The following is a 22,982-nucleotide window of genomic DNA, read 5'->3' on the forward strand; positions in this document are numbered from 1 at the left end:
CGGAGGGTTCAAGGCCAACGTCCAAGTGGACGTTGGCCCTGTACGCCCTGTATCAGCCGCGGTGACGACCACGGAAATAGTTGATCAGGCCCTGGGTCGAAGCGTCCTCGGCCGAGGTCTCTTCGGTGCCGGTCAGGCGGTTGTACACGCCCTTGCCCAGCTCTTTGCCCAGTTCCACGCCCCATTGGTCGAAGGCGTTGATGCCCCAGATCACGCTCTGCACAAACACTTTGTGTTCATACATCGCCACCAGTGCGCCCAGGCGGCGCGGGCTGATGCGTTCAACCACGATCGTGTTGCTTGGGCGGTTGCCCGGGATCACCTTGTGCGGGGCCAGCTTCTGCACTTCGGCTTCCGGAATGCCCTTCTCGCGCAATTCGGCCTCGGCTTCGCTGTGGGTTTTGCCAAGCATCAATGCCTGGCTCTGGGACAGGCAGTTGGCATACAGCCACTGATGGTGGTCGGACACCGGGTTGAAGCTGACGATCGGCACGATGAAGTCGGCCGGGATCAGTTGGGTCCCTTGGTGCAGCAACTGGTGGTAGGCGTGTTGACCGTTGCAGCCTACGCCACCCCAGATCACCGGGCCGGTATCGGTCGACACCGGTGTGCCGTCCTGGCGCACGCTCTTGCCGTTGGATTCCATGTCCAACTGTTGCAAGTGCTTGGTGATGTTACGCAGGTAGTGGTCGTACGGCAGGATCGCATGGCTCTGCGCACCCCAGAAGTTGCCGTACCACACGCCCAGCAAGCCCAGCAGCACCGGCATGTTGGCTTCGAACGGAGCGTTCTGGAAATGCTGGTCCATGGTGTAGGCGCCGGACAGCAGTTCCTTGAAGTTGGACATGCCGATGGCCAGGGCGATTGGCAAGCCGATGGCCGACCACAGCGAGTAACGGCCGCCGACCCAGTCCCACATCGGAAAGATGTTTTCTTCGCGGATACCGAAAGCCACGGCCGCGGCGTTGTTGCTCGATACGGCGATGAAGTGACGGTACAGCTCGGCTTCCGAACCGCCCTGGGCCAGGTACCAGGCGCGGGCGGCCTGGGCGTTTTTCAGGGTTTCAAGGGTGTTGAAGGATTTCGACGAAACGATGAACAACGTGGTCTCGGCACGCAGCTTCATGGTCAGCTCGTGGAACTCGCTGCCGTCGATGTTCGCCAGGTAATGGCAGCGCACGCCTTTATGGGCGTAGGACAACAGCGCTTCGGAGACCAGCTCCGGGCCGAGGAACGAGCCGCCGATGCCGATGTTCACCACGTCGGTGATGGGCTTCTCGGTGTAGCCACGCCACAGGCCGTCGTGGATACGGCCGACCAGGTCAGTGATCTGGTTCAGCACCTTGTGCACGTCCGGCATGATGTTCACGCCATTGACCGACAATTTGTCGCCCACCGGGCGGCGCAGCGCGGTGTGCAGGGCAGGACGGCCTTCGGACGAGTTGACCGGCTCACCGGCGTACAGCGCGTTGATCGCATCCTTGAGGCCGACTTCGTTGGCCAGGCCTACCAGCAGGTCACGGGTTTCGCGGGTGATCAGGTTTTTCGAGTAATCGAGGAAAAGCCCGCAGCTGCTCAACGTGAATTGGGAAAAGCGCTGGGGATCGGCATTGAATGCCTCGCGCATGCTGAAATCCTGCATGGCTTGGCGATGTTGATTGAGCGCTTGCCAGGCGGGCAGAGCGGTAACGTCATGGGGAGTGCGGTAGTACGCCATCGCTGCGGGTTTCCTTTTTATTACGGGGACTGCCTTTAGGACACTTCAAAGTCCGGAACGTCCTGTCTTTGATCAAGTGGCCGATGCCGGACAGCGCTAACCAAGAGCGCAGGGCGATTACATTAAACCTAGCGTGTCGATATGTCTTGGCTTTGTCTGCGCTGTAGCCGGTACTTTTTTATACCGGCACAGCGGGGAGGGCAACTGAAGGTATTCAGTTGAGGGTCAAATGCAGGTTGTCGATCAGGCGAGTGGCGCCCAGGTAGGCGGCTACCAGAATCACCACATCGCGATCCTCGGCCGTGGCGGGGCGCAGATTCACGCCATGGCGCACTTCAAGGTAGTCCATGCGCAGACCTGCGGCTTCGATCTGCTGCACCTGTTCGGCACGCAGCTTGGCGAAGTCGTGGTCACCGGCTTTGATCGACGCGGCAATCTGGCTGAGGCTGCGATAAAGCACCGGGGCAATGGCGCGCTGCTCGTCGGTGAGATAACCGTTGCGCGAAGACAGCGCGAGGCCATCTTCGGCACGCACGGTGGGCTCGCCGATGATCTGGATCGGCATGTTCAGGTCATGGACCATGGCACGGATCACGGCCAACTGCTGGTAGTCCTTCTGACCAAATACGGCGATGTCCGGCTGGACCATGTTGAACAGCTTGCTGACTACCGTCGCCACACCTTCGAAGTGCCCGGGACGGCTGGCGCCGCACAGGCCTTCGGACAACTGGGGGACGCTGACGCGTGTCTGGCCCGTCATGCCGCCTGGGTACATTTCCTCGACGGTAGGCGCAAACAGCAGGTTGCAGCCGGCTTGCAGCAGCTTTTCCTGATCGGCGGCGAGGGTGCGAGGGTATTTGTCCAAATCTTCGCCGGCGCCGAATTGCAGCGGGTTGACGAAAATACTCGCGACCACGAAGTCCGACTGCTGGGCGGCCTTGGTTACCAGGGTGGCATGGCCGCTGTGCAAGTTCCCCATGGTCGGCACAAAGCCGATGCGCTTGCCGGCGCTGCGGGCATGAGTCACGGCGGCCCGCAGTTCACGTACGGTCTTTACAGTGTTCATGCAGAGAATCCGTGTTCGGCGCCTGGGAAAGTGACAGCTTTGACTTCGCTGACGTAAGCGCTCAGTGCTGCATGGATGCTGTCCTGGCCGGCCATGAAATTTTTGACGAACTTTGGCACATGGCCACTTATGGACAGGCCAAGCATGTCGTGCACCACCAGTACCTGGCCGTCGGTCGCGGACCCGGCACCAATGCCGATCACCGGCACTTTGACGGCTTGGGTGATTTCTGCGGCGAGTTCGCTTGGCACGCATTCCAGCAGGATCATGGCTGCGCCGGCCTGTTCCAGGGCAATGGCATCGGCGCGCATCTGGCGCGCCTGGGCTTCATTGCGGCCTTGTACCTTGTAGCCGCCGAGGATATTCACCGACTGCGGCGTCAGGCCCATGTGCACACACACCGGAACGCCGCGCTCAGCCAGCAGGCGGATCGAGTCGGCGAGCCATACGGCGCCCTCGATCTTGACCATATGCGCACCGGCTTGCATCAGTTTGCCGGCGTTCTGGAAGGTCTGCTCGGTGGTGGCGTAACCCATGAACGGCAAGTCGGCGATGATGAACGCACCGTCATTACCGCGCTTGACGCTGGCGGTATGGTAGGCGAGTTCATCGGTGGTAACAGGCAGTGTGCTGTCATTCCCTTGAAGAACCATGCCCAGGGAGTCGCCTACCAACAGCACCTCGACCCCGGCCTGGCAACTGGCGTGGGCGAAGGTGGCGTCGTAGCAGGTGAGCATGGTGATTTTTTCACCCTTGAGCTTGAGGCTCTGCAAGGTGGTCAGGGTAATGCTTGGCATGAAAAGGGTCCTCGTTCAGGCGCTTGGAAACAGCGAGTAACGCGCGTGAGTCTTCGTTTATACAGGCGCACTGTCTTGAGAGCAGTGCTTATATGGCCTGGATTGCGCCCTTCAGTGCCGGGTTGACGGCAGCTGGACGCCTATAGTCGTGAGGAGGACACGGGAAGTCAATTGGATGTGTTACCGCATTGTTACGAGTGGGGTGTTACCCGTGTTACTGATGCGATTCAGCCGCAGCCAGGCGTTCCAGGCCGACAAACGGGCAGGCTTCAAGCAAGGTGCCGAGTCGCCGACCGTCAGGCAGCTGCAGGTCGGCGGGTGCCAACTCGGCCAAGGGGTAGAGCACGAACGGCCGCAACTGCATCTGGTAGTGCGGTACCTTCAGGCGAGGTTCGTCGATCAGGCGATCGCCAAACAGCAGAATGTCCAGGTCCAGGGTGCGCGGGCCCCAACGTTCCAGGCGCTCGCGGCCCTGGTCATTCTCGATGGCTTGCAGCGCATCGAGCAGCTCCAGTGGCGCCAGGCGGCTGTCCAGGGCCGCAACCGCATTGGTGTAGCGCGGCTGGCCCGGGAGCAGGGAGTCACTTTGATAGAACGCCGATACGCCTGCGAGGGTCGTGCCGGGTAACAGCGCCAACGCCTGGACGGCGTTGCGCAGTTGCTGTTGCGGGGCAGCGAGGTTACTGCCCATGCCGATGTAGATCCGCTCCACGTTTATTCGCCTGAAGCGTCGGCGCCGCTGCGCTTGCGTTTAGTACCGCTGCGGCGACGTTTTTTCGGGCCTTCTCCCTCGCCTTTGCTGCCGAGGTCGCGAATCATGTCGCGACGCTGGCTGTCATTGGCGTCCTGATAGTCAGTCCACCATTCGCCCAGTCCGTCGGTCTGTTCGCCAGCGCTTTCGCGCAGCAGCAGGAAGTCGTAGCCCGCACGGAAACGTGGGTTGTCCAGCAGCAGGTCGGCGCGTTTGCCGCTGCGGCGCGGCAGGCGCTCCTGCATGTCCCAGATCTCGCGGATCGGCATGGTGAAGCGTTTCGGAATGGCGATGCGCTGGCACTGCTCGGCGATCAGTTCGTGAGCGGCTTCCTGCATGGCAGGAATCGGTGGCATGCCTCGGTCCTGCAGGCGCAATACGCGTTTGGGCAGGGCAGGCCACAGCAGGGCGGCAAACAGGAACGCCGGGGTCACCGGTTTGTTCTGCTTGATGCGCAGGTCGGTGTTGATCAGCGCTTCGCTGATCAGTGTGTGGGTGTATGTCGGGTTGTATTCCAAAGCCTCGGCGCTGGCCGGGAACAGTGGATCGAACAACTGCAGGTCGACGAGCATTTCAAACGTATCGGCGGCGTAGCCCGAGAGGAACAGCTTGAGTACTTCTTCGAACAGGCGCGCGGAAGGAATCTCGCGCAACATCGGCGCCAGCTCGCGAATTGGCGCGGCGGTGTGCTTCTCGATACCGAAGTTCAGCTTGGCGGCAAACCGCACCGCTCGCAGCATACGTACCGGGTCTTCCTGGTAGCGCTGAACCGGATCGCCGATCAGGCGAATCAGGTTGTTGCGAATGTCGTGTACGCCATTGGCGTAATCGAGAATGCGCTCGCTGACCGGATCGTAATACAAGGCGTTGATGGTGAAGTCGCGGCGTTGCGCGTCTTCTTCCAGGGTGCCATAGACATTGTCCCGCAGAATGCGCCCGCTCTCGTTGCGGGAAGACTGGTTGGTGTCTTCTTCCTCATCGTTTTGCGGGTGATTGGCGCGGAACGTCGCGACCTCGATGATCTCGCGACCAAAGTGGATGTGCACCAGTTTAAAGCGGCGGCCAATGATTCGCGCATTGCGAAACTCGGCGCGCACTTGCTCAGGCGTGGCACTGGTGGCGACGTCGAAGTCCTTGGGCGTGATATTGAGCAGCATGTCGCGCACGCACCCGCCCACCAGATAAGCCTGGTAGCCGGCGTTCTGTAAACGTTCGACGATGTTCACTGCATAACGGCTGAATTGAGCGCGCTGCAGCGAATGCTGGCTGCTATTGAGCACTTCAGGCGTGCTGCGTTTGTGTTGCGTACGACGCAAGGGAGAACGGAATGACTGGAACAACTTCTTCAGCATGGGATGCACTGTTTGAAGGAATGTTCGGCCATAACGAAGAATGACCGCATGATGGGCGGGGATTCTAGCATTTAGTCGGGGGATGGTGTAGGAACAAGCTGCGGCCTTGCGCCATTAGCTTTAAATCGCCAAATCGCTCAATCGAAATGCCAGAAACTACAAGGGGAGCCGAAGCTCCCCCAGAAGTAGTTGCGTGCTCTATTTTTATTATTGGTTTCGGGCTTCTTGTTTTTGTTGATCGCCCTCGCCAGGAAGCTTCACCTTCCTGACACTCCCAATCGGGAGCCAAGAGCAAACGGATTGCTTTGGTCGCTGTGTTGCTGATCTATGATCCAACCAGTTCAGGCTCTGCCTTAGGGCAGTTTTTGTTGTTCTCGGCCTGGTTGCGGGGCAAGCCCCAAATGCAACGCCTCTCCAAAAGAATCAGTTAGCTGCGCCTCCGCCGTGTTGTTTTTGTTATGCGTGAGTCGATTCGTCTTATTTTTATTGTCTTGTACAAAGCTTGTTATTGTTTTTGTACTAAGCATATAGCAGGGTGCGTGCCAACTTTTGCACCGCCCAGCAAAACCGGGGGGATGAGGGGTTTCGAAGGTTTTTCCGGGCGAAAAAAAGCCGGGGCTTCGTTACCGTAAGCCCCGGCTTTTGTTACGTAAAAATTCTGAGGTAACAGTTTTTTCACATCTGAGGGTGTTACCCGCAGGCACGCACCTTCAACTTTCGCTGGCTACCCCGGTCTTGCGCCGTGGAATGCCCAGGCGTTGGCGCCGTTCCCACAGGCACTTACGGCTGACGCCAAGCTTGCGGGCCAGCTCGGTCTCAGTCATGTGGTCCTGATGCTCAAGAACGAAATGCTGAAAGTAGTCTTCCAGTGACAAATCTTCCGTCGGCTCATGGCTGGTATTGCTACCGCCGCCCTGCTGTGGCGCCAGCTCGAGGAAGTCGTCATCTTCCAGATCACTGAGTTCGATATCGATGCCCAGCAGCTCAGCGGAAATTTCCGGGCTTTCCGACAGAATCACCGCACGCTCCACCGCGTTTTCCAGCTCGCGCACGTTACCCGGCCACGAGTAATGCCGAATCGCCTGTTCGGCGTCCGCGGCAAACTTCAGGTCGGTACGGTTGATGCGCGCACTTTGGCGCAGCAGGAACGCGTTGGCGATCTCGTTGACGTCGGCACCACGCTCGCGTAGCGCCGGCAGCTTGAGGGCGATAACGTGCAGGCGGTAGTACAAGTCTTCGCGGAACTGGCCGATCTTGGCCAGGCTCTTGAGGTCACGGTGAGTGGCTGCAATCAGTCGCACGTCGACCTTTTGTGATTGCACCGAGCCTACACGACGAATCTCGCCTTCCTGCAGTACCCGCAGCAATCGCGCTTGGGCTTCCAGGGGCAGTTCGCCGATTTCGTCGAGGAACAGGGTGCCGCCGTCCGCTGCTTCCACCAGGCCAGCACGCCCGGCGCTGGCACCGGTGAACGCGCCTTTTTCGTGGCCGAACAATTCGGACTCGATCAGGGATTCGGGGATCGCCGCACAGTTCACCGAAATCATCGGTGCCTTGGCGCGCTTGGACAGGTTGTGCAGCGCACGGGCCACCAGTTCTTTACCGGTGCCCGATTCGCCCTGGATCAACACATTGGAGTCGGTAGGCGCGACTTTGCGGATCTTGCTGTAAAGATCCTGCATCGGTGGGCACGAGCCAATGATGCCGATCTCGCCATTACTGTTGTCGACCCCAGGCTTGTCCGCGCCGTTGGCGGCTTTGCCGGTGGGACGCTGTTCGGTCGGTGCGCTGCCAGCCGACTGATGGTCACGCAGGATGCGGGCCACGGCCTGGAGCATCTCGTCGTGATCGAAGGGCTTGGCGATGTAGTCCACCGCGCCCATCTTCATGGAGTCGACCGCCGAACGCAGGCTGGCATAGCTGGTCATGATCAGCACCGGAGTGCCCTGGCCCAGCTTGATCAGCTCGGTACCCGGTGCGCCCGGCAGGCGCAGGTCGCTGACAATCAGGTCGAACGTGGGAATAGTGAACCGCTCTTGCGCTTCCTGCACCGAGCCGGCTTCGCTGACCTGATACTGATTACGTTCAAGCAGGCGACGCAAGGCAGAGCGGATAATGGTTTCGTCTTCGACGATCAAAATGTGCGGCATTGATTCAATTCTCTCGACGGTCTCAGTTCACAGCGGACGTCGCTTCGACATGACGCGGCAAGGTCACCCGGATACGGGTGCCGCGTTGGCTTTCGGTGTCAGCCGGGCTGTCGATGGTGATTTGTCCATAATGCTCTTCAACGATGGAATAGACCAGTGCAAGGCCCAGACCGGTACCTTCACCTGGGTCCTTGGTGGTGAAGAAAGGTTCGAACAATCGGTCCATGATGTTCTGTGGAATGCCGCTGCCTTCGTCTTCCACGATCAGATCGATCGTATGCTCGAAAGCCTCGCTCTTGACACGTACCGCGCTGCCGGCCGGTGATGCGTCACGGGCATTGGACAGCAGGTTGATCAGCACCTGCGCCAAGCGTTGGGAGTCGCCGTCGACCCAGTGATCGGGGTCGCATAGATTGAAGAACTGTACCTCGAAATTGCGCCGGTTCAAGGCCAGCAGCCCAATGGCATCCTGCGCCACTTCGGCCAGGCACACGGCTTCATCCTGGTTCTGATGAGCCCCTGAGTGAGCGAAGCTCATCAGCGACTGCACGATGCGCGAAACACGTTTGGTCTGTTCGAGGATTTGCCCGCTGATCTCGGTGATTTCACCGTCTTCCTCGCGCTCCTCCCGCAGGTTCTGCGCCAGGCAGGCAATACCGGTGATCGGGTTGCCGATTTCGTGGGCCACACCCGCCGCCAGTCGGCCGATGCTGGCCAGGCGCTCGGAGTGCACCAGCTTGTCTTCGAGCATCTGTGTTTCGGTCAGGTCTTCCACCAGCAGCACCAGGCCGCTGTTGCCGGGGGCGAGGGGTTCGTCAATCGCCGCTTTGTGCAGGTTGAGCCAGCGGGTCTGGCCGTCGAGCGCCAGGTGCTGCTTGTGCAAATGCTCGTCGGGCAGGTCGATGAAGCCTTGCAGCAGTTCTTTCCACGGCTCGCCCAGGGTATTCAAGCGCGAACCCACCACCCGCTGGGCGGCGATGCCGGTGAGTTCTTCCATGGCTTTGTTCCACATCAGGATCTCTTGATCCTTGGCCAGAGAGCACACGCCCATCGGCAGCTCCTGCAGGGTCTGGCGGTGGTAGCGACGCAGCGCATCGAGTTCAGCGGCGAGGCCGGTGAGGCGTGAGTGGTAATCCTCCAGTCGGCTCTCGATGAAGTGAATGTCTTCGGTGACGTAGTTTTCGCCGCCTGCCTTGTAGGGCAGGAACGTTTCTACCATGTCCTGTGACACGCTCGGCCCCATGAGGCCGGAGAGGTTGGCTTCGATACGGTCACGCAGGCGGCGCAGCGCATAGGGACGGCGCTCGTCAAACGGCAGGTAGAGATCGCGCAACGCCTGTTCGACTTCTTTCTGTGCCGCCTTGGCACCCAGGGGCTTGGCCAGTTGCGTGGCGAACTCCTGGGGTGAGGCGGCGTGCAGCTCGCGGCGTTGCGGGCGGCGCACGTTGTCGACTGCGCAGGCCTCGGCGGCACTGGTTTCTTCGGGGCTGGCGTTGGTGAACAGTGAGATCAGGGTGAACATCAGCACGTTGGCGGCCAGGGATGCGATCGCCGCCATGTGCCAACTGGTGTCGTCCAGCACGTAAATCATGTTCAGCAGCGGAATGTAGAACCCCTGGAGGTTGCCGACCAATGGCAACAACATGGTGACGATCCACACCAGGATGCCTGCCAGCAACCCGGCGATAAAGCCACGGCGATTGGCCGTCGGCCAGTACAGCACCGACAACACGCCCGGCAGGAACTGCAAGGTGGCGACGAACGCGACGATCCCGAGGTTGGCCAGGTCTTGGCCGGCGCCCAACAGCAGGTAGAAACCGTAGCCGGCCATGATGATGGCCACGATCAGTGCGCGGCGCGTCCATTTCAACCAGCGGTAGATATTGCCTTCGGCGGGCGGCTGGTAGAGCGGCAGTACCAGATGGTTGAGCGCCATCCCCGAGAGGGCCAGGGTGGTGACGATGATCAGACCGCTGGCCGCCGATAAACCGCCAACGTAGGCGAGTAGCGCCAGGGCCGGGTTATTCGCGGCGATACCGACGCCGAGGGTGAAGTATTCCGGATTGGTGGTGGCCCCCAGTTTCAGGCCGGCCCACAGGATCAGCGGTACCGCCAGGCTCATCAGCAACAGGAACAGCGGCAAGCCCCAACTGGCACTGACCAGTGAGCGCGGGTTGAGGTTCTCGGTGAAGGTCATGTGGTACATGTGCGGCATCACGATCGCCGAGGCGAAGAACACCAGCAGCAGGGTGCGCCACGGGCCTTCCTGCAAGGGTGTGTGCAGGGCGGCGAGGGCGGTCTGGTTTTGCAACAGCCACAGTTCCAGCTGTTGCGGCCCGTCGAACACGCCATACAGCGCATAGAGGCCGACGCCGCCGATGGCGATCAGCTTGATGACTGACTCAAAGGCAATCGCGAATACCAGGCCTTCATGTTTTTCACGCGCGGCGATATGGCGCGAGCCGAAGAAAATCGTGAACAGGGTGATCAGCGCGCAGAAGGCCAGGGCAACTCGATGCTGCACCGGCTCGCGGGTCAGGATGCTGATGGAGTCGGCCACCGCCTGGATTTGCAGGGCCAGTAAGGGCAGGACGCCTATCAGCATGAAAATGGTGGTCAGCGCGCCGGCCCAGGTGCTGCGAAAGCGGAAGGCAAACAGGTCTGCCAGGGATGACAACTGATAGGTACGGGTGATTTTCAGGATCGGGTACAGCAACACGGGCGCCAGCAGGAAAGCGCCGGAAACCCCGAGGTAGCTGGAGAGGAAGCCATAACCGTACTGATAGGCCAGGCCCACGGTGCCGTAGAAGGCCCAGGCGCTGGCATAGACGCCCAGGGACAGGGTGTAAGTCAGCGGATGGCGAATGATCGCCCGCGGAATCATTCCGCGCTCACTGATCCAGGCGACGCCGAACAACGCCGCCAGGTAGGCGGCGCTGATCAACAGCATCTGGGTGAGGCTAAAGCTCATCGGCATCTTTTTGGCTCTGCAGGATGAAAGTCACGACGATCAGGATCAGCCACAGCAGATAAGGGCGGTACCAGGCGCCCGTGGCGTCGATCCACCAATCCATGATGGCGGGGGAAAACAGGTAGATCCCGACGACCAGCAGCAGGACCAATCGATAGATGTACATGTTGGCCTCTGAGTGAAAACGTGCGGCGATGGTAACGGATGGCTGGCAAGCTGCAAGCGCCTTCAGCTCAATTGCGCCTCGGCCAGCGTGAGTGTGCGCGGGATCCTTGCGGCGTCCCAGTGTGCAATGCCCCAATCCAGCAGCTCCCGGGGGCTGGCGTGAAGCAGTTCGTCGCCCGGTTGCTGGCCAAGGGCACGCAACGCTCTCAATAGCAAAGGCGTGGCCTGGTCGGGTGCCAACGGCGGGGAACGGTAGGATTTGCCCAGCTTGTTACCGTCCGGCTGGATGATCAGTGGCACATGCAGGTAGCGCGGTTGACGCAGGCCCAGTAACTCTTGCAGATACAGTTGGCGCGGTGTGGAGTCGAGCAGGTCGGCGCCGCGCACAATATCGGTTACCCCTTGCCAGGCGTCGTCGAGCACCACGGCCAATTGGTAGGCATACAGGCCGTCGCGGCGACGGATGATGAAGTCGCCTACGTCGCGACCCAAGTGTTGTCGGAATTCGCCTTGTACACGGTCGGTAAAGTGGTATTCCAGTTCTGGAACACGCAAACGGATAGCGGCGTCCTGCTGATCGTGACCCGCATTGCGGCACAAGCCAGGGTAAATCCCGTTGTAACTTTCCAGCTGTTTACGTGAGCAGGTGCAGGCGTACGCCAAGCCGTGGTTGAACATATCATTCAACACTTTGGCGTAAGCATCATGCCGCTCGCTTTGTCGGACCAGTTCGCCATCCCATTCAAAACCGTAGCTTTCCAGGGCATGCAGAATCGCCGCCTGGGCGCCGGGCTCTTCACGCGGGGGGTCGAGATCTTCCATGCGCATCAGCCAGCGGCCATGGTTGGCGCGAGCATCGAGGTAGGAGGCGAGGGCTGCAACCAGGGAGCCAAAATGCAAATGGCCGCTGGGCGTGGGGGCGAAGCGCCCGATATAGGTAGAGGCTGTCATGGGCCTGATATTACTGGAAAGTAGGTAAAGCCCAGAAACAAAAATGGAGCGTTCGCACGCTCCATTCGTTCAGCCCGACAGGAATTACTTGCCGACCTGTTTTTCCTTGATTTCAGCCAAGGTCTTGCAGTCTACGCAGAGGTCCGCAGTAGGGCGAGCTTCCAGGCGGCGAATACCGATCTCGACACCGCAGGATTCGCACCAGCCATATTCCTCGTCTTCGATCAGTTGCAGGGTCTTGTCGATTTTCTTGATGAGCTTGCGTTCCCGATCGCGGGCGCGCAGCTCGAGGGCGAATTCCTCTTCCTGGCTGGCACGGTCGGCCGGGTCCGGGAAGTTGGCTGCTTCGTCCTTCATGTGGTCAACCGTACGGTCGACTTCCTGCATCAAGTCCTGCTTCCACTTCTTCAGGATATTGGAGAAGTGCTTGCGCATGGGCTCGCTCATGTACTCCTCACCTTTTGTCTCAACATAAGGTGTGAAGCCGCTGAGGGCTGAGGATTGTTGTTGCTTTGCTTGGGTGGACATGAATAGACCGCCTCTCACTCTTCTAATCCATTGCGCAGGATTGCAACGTCACCGACACCTGCCGGCCCTGCGGCTGCAAGCGGGCGAACTTACCAGATAGATTCAGGGTGCGCCACTCCCGGTTGTCGAGGCCCATCGCACGGGAGCAAATAGCAGCAGCCCGCCGTGACTGGGTGTGAATCGTCTCGAATATTGATTTTAGTCCTTTTGTGCGCGTGTGCCCGCACCGTTCAAGTGGCCGAGCAGGCAATAGAACATGTTTTACCGCGTGGGTTCGGTAGAATCCAAATTTTGTCCTCACGTTTAAGGAAGGCTCATGGCTCAGCCCTACAGTGCGCGCAGTCGCGCCATCGAACCCTTTCATGTCATGGCGTTGCTGGCGCGAGCCAATGAACTGCAAGCGGCGGGTCATGATGTGATTCATCTGGAGATCGGCGAGCCGGACTTCACCACGGCCGAGCCCATCATCCAGGCGGGCCAGGCAGCGTTGGCCAACGGCAAAACCCGCTACACCGCGGCGCGTGGGTTGCCTGAGTTGCGCGAGGCCATCAGCGGTTTCTATCAGCAGCGCTACGGGTTGAGTGTCGATCCTGAGCGCATCCTGATTACGCCCGGTGGCTCCGGTGCCTTGTTACTGGCGAGCAGCTTGCTGGTGGACCCCGGCAAGCACTGGCTGCTGGCGGACCCCGGCTACCCCTGTAACCGGCATTTCCTGCGGCTGGTGGAAGGTGCGGCGCAACTGGTGCCGGTGGGCCCGGAGGTGCGTTACCAATTGAATGCCGATCTGGTTGAAAAGTATTGGGATCACGACAGCGTTGGTGCATTGGTGGCGTCGCCTGCCAACCCTACCGGTACGATTCTCACACGCGATGAATTGGCCGGGTTGTCGAGTGCGATCAGGGCGCATAAGGGCCACCTGGTAGTGGACGAGATCTATCACGGCCTCACTTACGGCACCGACGCCGCCAGCGTCCTGGAAGTCGACGACGATGCCTTTGTCCTGAACAGTTTTTCGAAGTATTTCGGCATGACCGGCTGGCGCCTGGGTTGGCTGGTAGCACCGCCCGCTGCTGTCGGGGAATTGGAGAAACTGGCGCAAAACCTCTACATCAGCGCGCCAAGTATGGCCCAGCATGCGGCACTGGCCTGCTTTACCCCGCAAACCCTGGGGATTCTGGAGGAGCGCCGCGCGGAGTTTGGTCGTCGTCGGGACTTTCTGCTGCCTGCTTTGCGCGACTTGGGCTTCGGCATCGCCGTGGAGCCTGAGGGCGCTTTCTACTTGTATGCCGATATCCGCGCGTTCGGCGGTGATGCCTTCGCATTCTGCCGTCATTTCCTCGAAACGGAGCATGTCGCCTTTACGCCCGGGCTGGATTTCGGACGCTATCAAGCCAGTCACCATGTGCGTTTTGCCTACACGCAAAACCTTGATCGGCTGCAAGAGGCGGTAGAACGGATTGCCCGTGGGCTGCGGAGCTGGCAAGGCTGATGCGCTTTCATCCTCCTCTGGAACAAGGGCGGCTGATTCGCCGCTACAAGCGCTTTCTCACCGATATTGAAACGGTTACCGGCGAGTTGCTGACCATTCACTGCCCGAACACCGGGTCGATGCTCAATTGCATGCTGGAGGGTGGGCAAGTCTGGTTCAGCCGCTCCGACGACCCCAAGCGCAAGCTGCCGGGCACCTGGGAGATCGCCGAAACGCCCCAAGGCCGACTGGCATGCGTCAACACGGCGCGCGCCAATCAGTTGGTAGAAGAAGCCCTGCACGCCGGGGTGATCACCGAGCTCAACGGCTTTAATGCGTTGAAGCGCGAAGTGCCCTACGGCCAGGAAAAAAGCCGCATCGACTTTCGCCTGGAATATCCCCATGGCGCAGCCTATGTGGAGGTGAAAAGCGTCACCCTGGGTTTTGACGGCTCGGCGGTAGCGGCTTTTCCCGACGCAGTGACCCAGCGCGGCGCCAAGCACTTGCGTGAGCTGGCGCACTTGGCGCGTGCCGGTGTGCGGGCGGTGCAGTTGTATTGCGTCAATCTCTCCGGGATCGAGGCGGTGCGGCCTGCGGTGGAGATTGATGCCGGTTATGCCGCTGCGCTGCGTGAGGCCAAGGCTGCCGGTGTGGAGGTCCTGGCCTATGGTGTGCGAGTGACGCCTGAGGAAATTTACGTCGACCGTCGGTTGGATGTAGTGCTGGGCGACTAGAGTTCAACCCACAAGCCTTGTTCGTCTTCGCGGCCGTGCAGAGGCGTGAGGCTTTGGCCGGCACAGGGGCCGGCGATGCATTCGCCGCTCTCGATCAGAAACAGCGCGCCATGGGTGGCGCACTGGATCAGGCTGGCGCTGGGGTCCAGGAACCGGTCGGGCTGCCACTCCAGTGGAATGCCGCGATGGGGGCAACGGTTGATATAGAAGTAGGCAACGCCGTCTCGGCGCACGGCCAATAGTTTGCAACCGTCGATTTCAAAGCCACGGCTGCTGTCGGGCGCGAGCATGTCGGAGGGGCAGAGAAACTTCATTTCAATCCTTAAGTGCCTTGACGTTCAAATGCAAACAATTATCAAATGCCCGCTTCGCCCGTCGGCTGACCGGGTGCTTCATACGATGTAAGGCGGGCGTTATCTGTCACATCAATGAGCGCTTGAGTGGCCCTGCCTTTGGAAGGAAACCCTGTTATGCGCCTGAGTACCAGCGCTATTGCGCTTGTTGCTTCACTGCTGGTCAACCACGGGGCACAAGCCTCTGAACAGCCACAACGCTGGGTCAGTGCCGGTGGGGCGTTGTCGGAATGGGTGACGGCCTTGGGCGCGGAGTCTAAGTTGGTGGGGGTCGACACCACCAGCCAGCACCCGGCGTCGCTCAAGGCATTACCGAGTATTGGTTACCAGCGGCAACTGTCGGCTGAGGGCATTCTCAGCCTGCGCCCGCAAATCCTTGTCGGTACCGAAGAAATGGGGCCGCCGCCTGTGCTGGCGCAGATTCGTGGTGCCGGTGTGCAGGTGGAAATGTTCTCGGCCCAACCGGATTTGCCGGCCTTGAAAGGCAACCTGCAGCACTTGGGCAAATTGCTGGGAAGTGAAGCCAAGGCGAACGAACTGTTTACCGGGTATGAGCACGCCCTAGAGCAGCAGAAGCAGTGGGTCGCCAAAGCGCAGGCTACACAAAAGGTGCCGGGTGTGCTGTTGTTGCTGGGCCACGCGGGTGGCAAGCCGCTGATTGCGGGTAAAGACACGGCCGCCGATTGGATAGTGCAGCAAGCGGGTGGCCATAACCTGGCGACCCACACCGGTTACAAACCGTTTTCGGTCGAGTCGCTGGCGGGGTTGAGCCCTGACGTGTTGGTATTTGCCGACCGCGCTTTGACCGGCGATGCGGCGCGTGCGGCCCTGTTCAAAGAGAACCCGATCCTGGCTTCAACCCCGGCGGCCAAGCAGGGGCGAGTGTTTGAGTTGGACCCGACCCTGCTGGTCGGCGGCCTCGGACCGCGTTTGCCGAAAAGCCTGGCTGAGCTGTCTGCCGGGTTCTATCCACTCCAGGCCACACCAGCCCCATGACCACATTGGTAAAACCGAAGACGCTGTTTGTCGGGTTGTCGCTGTTATGTGTCTTGGCAATCTGGCTTTCGTTGGCACTGGGGCCTGTCAGCCTGCCATTGCTGGATACGCTCAAGGCCGCGTTGCGCTTGATAGGCTTGCCGATTGAAGCGCAAGGTCTGGAGCAGGCCGAATTGATTCTGGGGCAAATCCGTCTTCCGCGCACGTTGCTGGGCTTGGCGGTGGGCGGTGTGTTGGCGCTGTCGGGTGTGGCGATGCAGGGCCTGTTTCGCAACCCGTTGGCTGATCCCGGGCTGGTCGGGGTGTCCAGCGGCGCTGCGCTGGGGGCGGCGATCGCGATTGTCGGTGGTTCGTTTTTTGGCGGATTGCCGGATGCCTTCGGCCCCTATTTGTTGTCGCTGTGTGCATTTCTTGGTGGTTTGGGTGTTACCGCGCTGGTCTACCGGTTGGGGCGCCGCAATGGCCAGACAAATGTCGCGACGATGTTGCTGGCCGGCATCGCACTCACGGCCCTCGGCAGCTCGGCGGTGGGCCTGTTCACCTATTTGGCGGACGACGCCACCTTGCGCACCCTGACTTTCTGGAACCTGGGCAGCCTCAATGGCGCCAGCTATTCGCGGTTATGGCCATTGCTGCTGGTGAGCGCGGGTGTGGCACTTTGGTTGCCACGCCGGGCCAATGCGTTGAATGCACTGTTATTGGGTGAGTCCGAGGCCAATCACTTGGGCATTGATGTCGAAGGGCTCAAGCGCGAGTTGGTGTTCTGCACGGCGCTGGGGGTGGGCGCTGCGGTAGCGGCGGCGGGGATGATCGGATTTGTCGGCCTGGTGGTGCCGCATCTGGTGCGGTTGCTGGCGGGTCCGGACCATCGGGTGCTGTTGCCGGCGTCTGTGCTGGCCGGCGCAAGCCTGTTGTTGTTTGCGGACTTGGTGGCGCGCCTGGCCCTTGCACCTGCTGAGCTGCCGATCGGCATCGTGACCGCGTTCATTGGCGCGCCGTTCTTTCTCTATCTGTTGTTGCGGGGGCGCGCCTGATGCTACGTGTGGAAGGGCTGCAGATTCGGCGCGGTCACAAGGTTGTGTTGACGGATATCACGCTGGATCTGTTGCCAGGCGAAGTGCTCGGTGTGCTCGGGCCTAACGGCGCCGGCAAAAGTACCTTGCTCGGTGCGTTGTGCGGGGAGTTGCATCCGGACCAGGGCAATGTATGGCTGGCTCAACAGGCGTTGGCGCATTGGAGCGGCCCGCAACGTGCCCGGTGCCTGGCGGTATTACCGCAGACGTCGACCCTGGATTTTGCTTTTCGTGTCGAAGAGGTCGTCGGCATGGGCCGCTTGCCCCATCAGACAGGGAAGGCGCGTGATGAGGAAATCATCGCCGCTGCCTTGCATGCGGCGGATGTCGGGCATTTGAGTGGTCGCAGCTATTTGGCTTTGTCCGGCGGCGAACGCCAACGTGTGCACCTGGCACGGGTGCTGGCGCAGCTATGGCCGGGCGAAGCGGGTCAAACCTTGCTGCTGGATGAGCCGACATCAATGCTGGATCCTCTGCATCAACACACGACGTTGCAGGCTATTCGTCGTTTTGCCGACCAAGGGGCCGCGGTATTAGTGATTCTGCATGACCTGAACCTGGCGGCTCGCTACTGCGATCGTATTCTATTGCTGGAAAACGGCCGCCCACATGCCCTGGACACGCCGTCGAAGGTGTTTCAGCCGGACTTGCTCAAGGCCGTGTTTGGTTTGGATGTGCTGGTTCAACCGCATCCGGAACTCGGGCATCCGTTGATTATTGCGCGCTGAGCGCAGCTTTACGGGCAGCTTTTTATAGGCAAAAAAAGACCCGGCAAGAGCCGGGTCAAATAACCGTGATTAGCCTGATGAGGAGATAATCTGAGAGTCCGAACCAAGGGTCTTTCAGTTTATCGGCTGATCTCGCGACCAGTTGTGATAATCATAACGATTCTCATTTGTGAGTCAACAGTTGTTTTTGCAGCTTTCCGAGTTTTCTCAAAAAAATGTCTGGAATGCCTGTAAATACTGGGCTTCGTGGCAGTTCTAATTCTTCTGACGCGCTGAAATTGCATCCAGCTGACGGTTCAACGCCTCTTTGCGCTCTGCGGGAATGTCGTTCCAGTGCACATCCATCAGTGCGCCTTCAATGGCATACAGCAGCACTTTCGATGCCCGGAAACCGCGGGTCCGTACGGCTCGGTAGGCATCAACCGCGCCCAGGCGGCGCAAGTCCGAAGCGCTATGGATACCCACCGCATGCAGCCATTGCGCTGACGTCTTGCCAAGGTTTTTCAGGTGTTGCAGCTCATCGTTCATCAAGCCTCCTTGCGACGGCCGAATGGTGCGGTGGGTATCGTGACCAGGCAAACCTGAAAAGGAGTGTAGCGCTCAGTAGGAAAAGCGTAGTTCTTTGGGCGGAAACGGCTGAAAAGCTATAAGAGTGACACCGCATTTTCAGCGACAGGCAGGCGAGCAATGGCCGACACGCTTGAGGGCGTGCCGGGGGCGCGGAAGGCGGGTTTACTTGGTGCGGTAACGAAGCCGGGTGCCGAAATTGACGGACATCAGGATCTCATCGGCGGTCAATTCTGGTGGAAAGTAGGTTCCGGAGATCTGTGCATGGGCCAGGCTGGCGCCTTCCAACGAGCAGTCGCGTAGATCCAGGCCGCGCAGGTCGGCTGAGCGGAAATAGGCATCGGTGAAGTCCACGCCCGTGGCATCCAGTTCGCGCAGGTCCAGCCCTCGAAAGTCACCGCCGCGCAGGTTGATGACACCATCTTTAGGGCGCTCATGGTTAAAGCCACGAATGTCGTCTTTGTGCAGGAGCGCGTAGAGCGGAGTATCAAGCAGTTTGGGCTGACCCATGATGGCGACTCCTGGTGGAATTATGACGCCATTATAGTGCCACTATTTCTTGGCCGTGCGCTGCAGTTCAGTGACACGGCCAAGAAATATTTCTTACAGGCCGGGTAGGCGCTGACGAATGTGCGCCACGAGTGCGTCGAGAGTCCCGCTTTCATTGGTCTCTACGCGTTTGCTCAGGAGCAGCTCCTCGGCAGTCAGGGCGTCGCGGTGGGCTTGCTGCTCTTCAATAACAGTGAGCGTCGCGTCAGAAGGATCGTTTTTGTCTGCCTGACGTTGTGCCAACCAACTGGTGATAACGGCTTGTGGTGCATTGCAGTCCAGAATCAGGAAAGGCGCCCCCGTGGCCTCGGCTACCTTGGCTGCTGCTTCACGCTGCTCGCGCTTCAGGAAGGTGGCGTCCAGCACCACCGGGAAGCCCGCGCGCAGCACCGTGTCGGCAATTTCGTTCAGGCGCGCGTAAGTCACAGCGCTGGCATCTTGGCTATAGATTCCGGCCTGCGGGGCGTTCTCGATCTGCTGCTCACCAAACAAGCGCTTGCGCTCAACATCCGAGCGCAGGCGTATGGCACCCAACGCTTCAACAAGGCGCATGGCGACGTGGCTTTTGCCCACGGCCGATACGCCGTGGGTAATTGCCAGGAAGCGCGAAGGAATGGTGCTGTAGCTTTCCGCCAGGTTGGCGTAGTTACGATATTGGCGCAGGGTGGTGGCGCGTTGCACCGGGTCGGCTTCGCTCGGCATGCTGAACAGTGCAACCTTGGCGCGTACCAATGCTCGGTAGGCTTTATAGAAATTCAGTACCTCAAGGCCCTGATAATCGCCGGTCAATTCCAGATACTGGCTGATAAAGCGTCGCGCCAGGGATTTGAGGCCGCGGTCTTCCAGGTCCATGGCCAGGAAGGCGGTGTCGGCGTACACATCGGTGAAGCGGAACGGCTCATTGAATTCGATGCAGTCGAAGATCACGACTTTGCCATCGATCAAGGTGGCGTTACCCAAATGGATATCACCGTGGCATTCGCGGGTGAACCCATCGCGCTTGCGTTGTGCCAGCAGTGGTTTGAGGCGTTCGAAGCTGCTTTCGGCCCAGGCTTGCAGCGCTTCCAATTGAACCAGGTCGGCCTTGTCACTGAGGAACGGGCGGATTTGTTCGAAGTTTTGGCGTACCGGTGCCATCACTTCGTCCGGGGTGCCGGCAGGGTGGTCTTGTGGAACCTTCGGCGCATTGAGGTGGAAGTGCGCGATTTGCTTGGCCATTTCATCGATGTGCGTGCTGGTCAGCTCGCCGTTTGCCTGCAAGGTGCTGAGCATCTGGCTTTGCGGGAACTGGCGCATTTTCAACGCGTACTCGATCACTGGGCCTTCGCCGCCGATTTGCGGGGCTTCGGCGGTACCCGTGATAGGTAACACCTCAAGGTACAAATCTTCGGTTAGGCGCTGGTTCAGGCGCAATTCTTCACGACAGAAGTGGCCGCGATCATCCAGGCTGGTGAAGTCCAGAAAGCCGAAGTTCATCGGTTTCTTCAGTTTATAAGCATAAGAGCCAGTCAGTATCACCCAGGAAATATGGGTCTCGATGACTTGAAACGCTTCAACCGGGTGAGGGTATAAAGCCGGGTTTTGCAGGGCAGCGATCAGGGACTGGCTCACGGGCGATCCTTCAAAGTCTGGGAGAAATCATGGCGGGCATTATGGCCGCTACAGCCGGTCATGCAAACCGCTGTCCGGCTCATGTTGATCATCAATAAAGTGCGTATAATCCGCCGCCATGACTCGAACCCGATCTCCCCGTTCCCGTAAAAAACCTCCTTCCCGCGGCATGCGTCTCTGGTTGGGCTGGGCGCTCAAGCTCAGCCTGGTGGGCCTCGTGGTGCTTGCCGGCTTCGCGGTGTACCTCGACGCTGTGGTTCAGGAGAAATTCTCCGGCAAGCGCTGGACCATCCCGGCCAAGGTATACGCTCGCCCGCTGGAATTGTTCACCGGCCAGAAACTGAGCAAGGATGACTTCCTCACTGAGCTCGACGCGCTGGGCTATCGTCGCGAACCCGTGAGCAACGGCCCGGGCGCGGCTGCCGTCAGTGGCAATACCGTCGACCTGAACACCCGTGGCTTCCAGTTCTATGAGGGCCTGGAAAAAGCTCAGCCGGTGCGCGTGCGCTTCTCCGGCGATTATGTGGCTGAGCTGTCCTCGCTCAATGGCTCGAAATTACCCGTGGTCCGGCTGGAGCCGCTGCTGATCGGCGGCATTTACCCGAAGAACCTTGAAGATCGCATCCTGATCAAGCTCGACCAAGTACCTCCGTACCTGCTGGAAACCCTGGTCGCGGTAGAAGACCGCGATTTCTACAGCCACTGGGGCGTGTCGCCGAAGTCGATTGCCCGGGCTATCTGGGTCAACACGTCCGGCGGCAGGATGACTCAGGGTGGCAGTACGCTTACGCAACAACTGGTCAAGAACTTCTACCTGACCAATGAGCGCAGCCTCACCCGCAAGCTCACCGAAGCCATGATGGCGATGTTGCTGGAACTGCATTACAGCAAGCAGGAGATCCTCGAGGCGTACCTCAACGAGGTATTCGTCGGTCAGGATGGCCAGCGTGCGGTGCACGGCTTCGGCCTGGCCAGCCAGTTCTTCTTTGGCCAGCCGTTGTCCGAATTGAAACTGCATCAAGTCGCGTTGCTGGTGGGGATGGTCAAGGGGCCTTCCTACTACAACCCACGTCGCAACCCGGAGCGTGCCCTCGAGCGCCGCAATCTGGTGCTTGATGTATTGGAGCAGCAGGGCGTCGCCACCGCCGAACAAGTAGCTGCGGCGAAGAAAATGCCACTGGGTGTGACAACTCGCGGCAAGCTCGCCGACAGTTCCTTCCCAGGCTTTATCGACCTGGTCAAACGCCAACTGCGTGAAGACTACCGCGACGAAGACTTGACCGAAGAAGGCTTGCGGATCTTCACCAGCTTCGACCCGATTCTGCAGATGAAGGCCGAAGCGTCCGTCAATGACACCTTCAAGCGTCTGACAGGTCGCAAGGGCTCGGATGAAGTGGAAGCGGCCATGGTTGTGACCAACCCGGAAACCGGTGAAGTCCAGGCCATGATCGGCAGTCGCCAAGCCAGTTTTGCCGGGTTCAACCGTGCACTGGATGCCGTGCGCCCGATCGGCTCGCTGGTCAAGCCCGCGGTCTACCTGACGGCCTTGGAGAAACCGAGCAAATACACCCTGACCAGTTGGCTGTCGGATGATCCGCTGTCGGTCAAAGGTGCCGATGGCCAAGTGTGGACGCCGCAGAACTTTGATCGTCGCTCCCACGGCACCGTGTTCCTGTATCAGGGCCTGGCGCATTCCTACAATATCTCCACCTCGCGCCTTGGGCTTGAAGTGGGTGTGCCGAATGTGCTGAAAACCTTGGGGCGCCTGGGCATCAATCGTGAGTTTCCGGCGTTCCCGTCGATGCTGCTGGGCGCCGGGGCCATGACCCCGATGGAAGTGGCCACGATGTACCAGACTCTCGCCAACGGTGGTTTCAATACACCGATGCGCGGCATTCGCAGCGTGCTGACCGCCGAGGGTGAGCCGCTCAAACGTTATCCGTTCCAGATTCAGCAACGCTTCGACGCGGGCTCCATCTACCTGATTCAGAACGCTATGCAACGCGTGATGCGTGAAGGCACCGGGCGTTCGGTCTACAGCGTGCTGCCATCCAACCTGACGCTGGCGGGCAAGACCGGTACCAGTAACGATTCTCGCGACAGCTGGTTCGCCGGCTTCGGCCAGGACGTGCTGGCGGTGGTGTGGCTGGGCCGAGATGACAACGGCAAGACACCATTCACCGGTGCCACCGGTGCATTGCAGGTCTGGACCAGCTTCATGCGCAAGGCTGATCCGCTGCCGCTGAACATGCCGCAGCCGGACAACATCGTGCAGGCGTGGATTGATCCGCACACCGGCCAGGGTTCTGATGCCAACTGTCCGGGCGCGGTACAGATGCCGTATATTCGCGGCAGCGAGCCACCACCAGGCGCCGCGTGCGGTGGCAGTGCCCCCGCTGGTGCGGAGTCGGTGATGGATTGGGTCAAGGGCTGGATGAATTAAGCAAAGAGGGTT

At 59.9% G+C, this 22,982-nt stretch carries 20 protein-coding genes; 6 read left to right on the top strand and 14 right to left on the bottom strand.

Annotated elements, in window-relative coordinates; genetic code table 11:
* Positions 1–52 precede the first annotated feature (52 nt).
* The 10 genes from pgi to dksA form a co-directional block, all read right to left on the bottom strand.
* Complete coding sequence (gene pgi / locus M5B97_RS25485; RefSeq protein WP_248733030.1) at positions 53–1,717, bottom strand: glucose-6-phosphate isomerase; 1,665 nt, start codon at positions 1,715–1,717, stop codon at positions 53–55.
* 214 nt (positions 1,718–1,931) lie between these two features.
* Complete coding sequence (gene panC, locus M5B97_RS25490) at positions 1,932–2,783, bottom strand: pantoate--beta-alanine ligase (protein ID WP_248733031.1); 852 nt, start codon at positions 2,781–2,783, stop codon at positions 1,932–1,934.
* Entirely contained in the window at positions 2,780–3,580 is an 801-nt protein-coding gene (gene panB, locus M5B97_RS25495; protein ID WP_123715863.1) for a 3-methyl-2-oxobutanoate hydroxymethyltransferase, read from the bottom strand. Before panB ends, panC begins: the two co-directional genes overlap by 4 nt.
* Positions 3,581–3,794: 214 nt before the next feature.
* Positions 3,795–4,292: a 2-amino-4-hydroxy-6-hydroxymethyldihydropteridine diphosphokinase gene (folK, locus tag M5B97_RS25500; RefSeq protein ID WP_248733032.1), complete on the bottom strand. Its 498-nt coding sequence runs from the start codon at positions 4,290–4,292 to the stop codon at positions 3,795–3,797.
* A 2-nt stretch (positions 4,293–4,294) separates the two neighbouring features.
* Positions 4,295–5,683 carry a polynucleotide adenylyltransferase PcnB gene (locus M5B97_RS25505; RefSeq protein WP_123715865.1) on the bottom strand — a complete coding sequence of 463 codons (1,389 nt, stop codon included), beginning with the start codon at positions 5,681–5,683 and terminating at the stop codon, positions 4,295–4,297.
* 710 nt (positions 5,684–6,393) lie between these two features.
* Complete coding sequence (locus M5B97_RS25510; protein ID WP_248733033.1) at positions 6,394–7,833, bottom strand: sigma-54 dependent transcriptional regulator; 1,440 nt, start codon at positions 7,831–7,833, stop codon at positions 6,394–6,396.
* Between the two features lie 22 nt (positions 7,834–7,855).
* Complete coding sequence (locus M5B97_RS25515; protein ID WP_167659704.1) at positions 7,856–10,810, bottom strand: sensor histidine kinase; 2,955 nt, start codon at positions 10,808–10,810, stop codon at positions 7,856–7,858.
* The gene (locus M5B97_RS25520; RefSeq protein WP_003176118.1) at positions 10,794–10,970 is read right to left on the bottom strand and encodes a hypothetical protein; all 177 of its coding nucleotides are present in this window, start codon (positions 10,968–10,970) and stop codon (positions 10,794–10,796) included. The genes M5B97_RS25515 and M5B97_RS25520 overlap by 17 nt, the downstream gene beginning before the upstream one ends.
* Positions 10,971–11,032: 62 nt before the next feature.
* The gene (gene gluQRS / locus M5B97_RS25525) at positions 11,033–11,920 is read right to left on the bottom strand and encodes a tRNA glutamyl-Q(34) synthetase GluQRS (protein ID WP_248733034.1); all 888 of its coding nucleotides are present in this window, start codon (positions 11,918–11,920) and stop codon (positions 11,033–11,035) included.
* Between the two features lie 84 nt (positions 11,921–12,004).
* A complete protein-coding gene (gene dksA, locus M5B97_RS25530) occupies positions 12,005–12,448 on the bottom strand; it encodes an RNA polymerase-binding protein DksA (RefSeq protein ID WP_123715869.1) in 444 nt (147 codons plus the stop codon).
* Positions 12,449–12,764: 316 nt separating this feature from the next.
* Between dksA and M5B97_RS25535 the strand changes: the two genes are divergently transcribed.
* Together M5B97_RS25535 and sfsA are read left to right on the top strand one after the other, a co-directional pair.
* Positions 12,765–13,937 (top strand): pyridoxal phosphate-dependent aminotransferase, encoded by a 1,173-nt coding sequence (locus tag M5B97_RS25535; protein WP_248733035.1) that lies wholly within the window; start codon positions 12,765–12,767, stop codon positions 13,935–13,937.
* Positions 13,937–14,650, top strand: coding sequence for a DNA/RNA nuclease SfsA (sfsA, locus tag M5B97_RS25540; protein WP_248733036.1), 714 nt, complete (start codon positions 13,937–13,939; stop codon positions 14,648–14,650). Before M5B97_RS25535 ends, sfsA begins: the two co-directional genes overlap by 1 nt.
* Here sfsA and M5B97_RS25545 read toward each other — a convergent pair.
* Positions 14,647–14,964: a Rieske 2Fe-2S domain-containing protein gene (locus M5B97_RS25545; protein ID WP_248733037.1), complete on the bottom strand. Its 318-nt coding sequence runs from the start codon at positions 14,962–14,964 to the stop codon at positions 14,647–14,649. The two genes, sfsA and M5B97_RS25545, sit on opposite strands and share 4 nt — an antisense overlap.
* Positions 14,965–15,120: 156 nt before the next feature.
* Here M5B97_RS25545 and M5B97_RS25550 point away from each other — a divergent pair, with 156 nt between their 5' ends.
* The 3 genes from M5B97_RS25550 to M5B97_RS25560 are packed head-to-tail and all read left to right on the top strand — an operon-like array spanning position 15,121 to position 17,800.
* Complete coding sequence (locus M5B97_RS25550; protein ID WP_248733038.1) at positions 15,121–15,999, top strand: ABC transporter substrate-binding protein; 879 nt, start codon at positions 15,121–15,123, stop codon at positions 15,997–15,999.
* Positions 15,996–17,033, top strand: coding sequence for an iron ABC transporter permease (locus tag M5B97_RS25555; protein ID WP_248733039.1), 1,038 nt, complete (start codon positions 15,996–15,998; stop codon positions 17,031–17,033). The genes M5B97_RS25550 and M5B97_RS25555 overlap by 4 nt, the downstream gene beginning before the upstream one ends.
* A complete protein-coding gene (locus tag M5B97_RS25560) occupies positions 17,033–17,800 on the top strand; it encodes a heme ABC transporter ATP-binding protein (protein ID WP_248733040.1) in 768 nt (255 codons plus the stop codon). The genes M5B97_RS25555 and M5B97_RS25560 overlap by 1 nt, the downstream gene beginning before the upstream one ends.
* Positions 17,801–18,055: 255 nt before the next feature.
* On the opposite strand, the gene M5B97_RS25565 is transcribed toward M5B97_RS25560, so the two are convergent.
* The 3 genes from M5B97_RS25565 to M5B97_RS25575 all read right to left on the bottom strand — a co-directional run bounded on the left by M5B97_RS25565 (position 18,056) and on the right by M5B97_RS25575 (position 20,527).
* Entirely contained in the window at positions 18,056–18,328 is a 273-nt protein-coding gene (locus M5B97_RS25565) for a TfoX/Sxy family protein (protein WP_010562703.1), read from the bottom strand.
* Between the two features lie 204 nt (positions 18,329–18,532).
* Entirely contained in the window at positions 18,533–18,877 is a 345-nt protein-coding gene (locus M5B97_RS25570; protein ID WP_123715876.1) for a pentapeptide repeat-containing protein, read from the bottom strand.
* Between the two features lie 93 nt (positions 18,878–18,970).
* Positions 18,971–20,527: a bifunctional aminoglycoside phosphotransferase/ATP-binding protein gene (locus M5B97_RS25575; protein WP_248733041.1), complete on the bottom strand. Its 1,557-nt coding sequence runs from the start codon at positions 20,525–20,527 to the stop codon at positions 18,971–18,973.
* A gap of 118 nt (positions 20,528–20,645) precedes the next feature.
* On the opposite strand from M5B97_RS25575, the gene mrcB reads away from it, so the two are divergent.
* Positions 20,646–22,970, top strand: a complete 2,325-nt coding sequence (mrcB, locus tag M5B97_RS25580; RefSeq protein WP_248733042.1) for a penicillin-binding protein 1B — start codon at positions 20,646–20,648, stop codon at positions 22,968–22,970.
* Positions 22,971–22,982 lie beyond the last annotated feature (12 nt).

The organism is Pseudomonas sp. MWU13-2517, from assembly GCF_023242545.1.
Classification (GTDB): Bacteria; Pseudomonadota; Gammaproteobacteria; order Pseudomonadales; family Pseudomonadaceae; genus Aquipseudomonas.

Bases quoted from the DNA above. Each gene is read 5' to 3' on its own strand.
- M5B97_RS25570 (WP_123715876.1), bottom strand. From the start codon at position 18,877: ATGGGTCAGCCCAAACTGCTTGATACTCCGCTCTACGCGCTCCTGCAC.
- dksA (WP_123715869.1), bottom strand. From the start codon at position 12,448: ATGTCCACCCAAGCAAAGCAACAACAATCCTCAGCCCTCAGCGGCTTC.
- M5B97_RS25560 (WP_248733040.1), top strand. From the start codon at position 17,033: ATGCTACGTGTGGAAGGGCTGCAGATTCGGCGCGGTCACAAGGTTGTG.
- mrcB (WP_248733042.1), top strand. From the start codon at position 20,646: ATGACTCGAACCCGATCTCCCCGTTCCCGTAAAAAACCTCCTTCCCGC.
- M5B97_RS25555 (WP_248733039.1), top strand. From the start codon at position 15,996: ATGACCACATTGGTAAAACCGAAGACGCTGTTTGTCGGGTTGTCGCTG.
- gluQRS (WP_248733034.1), bottom strand. From the start codon at position 11,920: ATGACAGCCTCTACCTATATCGGGCGCTTCGCCCCCACGCCCAGCGGC.
- sfsA (WP_248733036.1), top strand. From the start codon at position 13,937: ATGCGCTTTCATCCTCCTCTGGAACAAGGGCGGCTGATTCGCCGCTAC.
- M5B97_RS25520 (WP_003176118.1), bottom strand. From the start codon at position 10,970: ATGTACATCTATCGATTGGTCCTGCTGCTGGTCGTCGGGATCTACCTG.
- M5B97_RS25545 (WP_248733037.1), bottom strand. From the start codon at position 14,964: ATGAAGTTTCTCTGCCCCTCCGACATGCTCGCGCCCGACAGCAGCCGT.
- M5B97_RS25565 (WP_010562703.1), bottom strand. From the start codon at position 18,328: ATGAACGATGAGCTGCAACACCTGAAAAACCTTGGCAAGACGTCAGCG.
- M5B97_RS25515 (WP_167659704.1), bottom strand. From the start codon at position 10,810: ATGCCGATGAGCTTTAGCCTCACCCAGATGCTGTTGATCAGCGCCGCC.
- M5B97_RS25505 (WP_123715865.1), bottom strand. From the start codon at position 5,683: ATGCTGAAGAAGTTGTTCCAGTCATTCCGTTCTCCCTTGCGTCGTACG.
- M5B97_RS25510 (WP_248733033.1), bottom strand. From the start codon at position 7,833: ATGCCGCACATTTTGATCGTCGAAGACGAAACCATTATCCGCTCTGCC.
- pgi (WP_248733030.1), bottom strand. From the start codon at position 1,717: ATGGCGTACTACCGCACTCCCCATGACGTTACCGCTCTGCCCGCCTGG.
- M5B97_RS25550 (WP_248733038.1), top strand. From the start codon at position 15,121: ATGCGCCTGAGTACCAGCGCTATTGCGCTTGTTGCTTCACTGCTGGTC.
- panB (WP_123715863.1), bottom strand. From the start codon at position 3,580: ATGCCAAGCATTACCCTGACCACCTTGCAGAGCCTCAAGCTCAAGGGT.
- panC (WP_248733031.1), bottom strand. From the start codon at position 2,783: ATGAACACTGTAAAGACCGTACGTGAACTGCGGGCCGCCGTGACTCAT.
- M5B97_RS25535 (WP_248733035.1), top strand. From the start codon at position 12,765: ATGGCTCAGCCCTACAGTGCGCGCAGTCGCGCCATCGAACCCTTTCAT.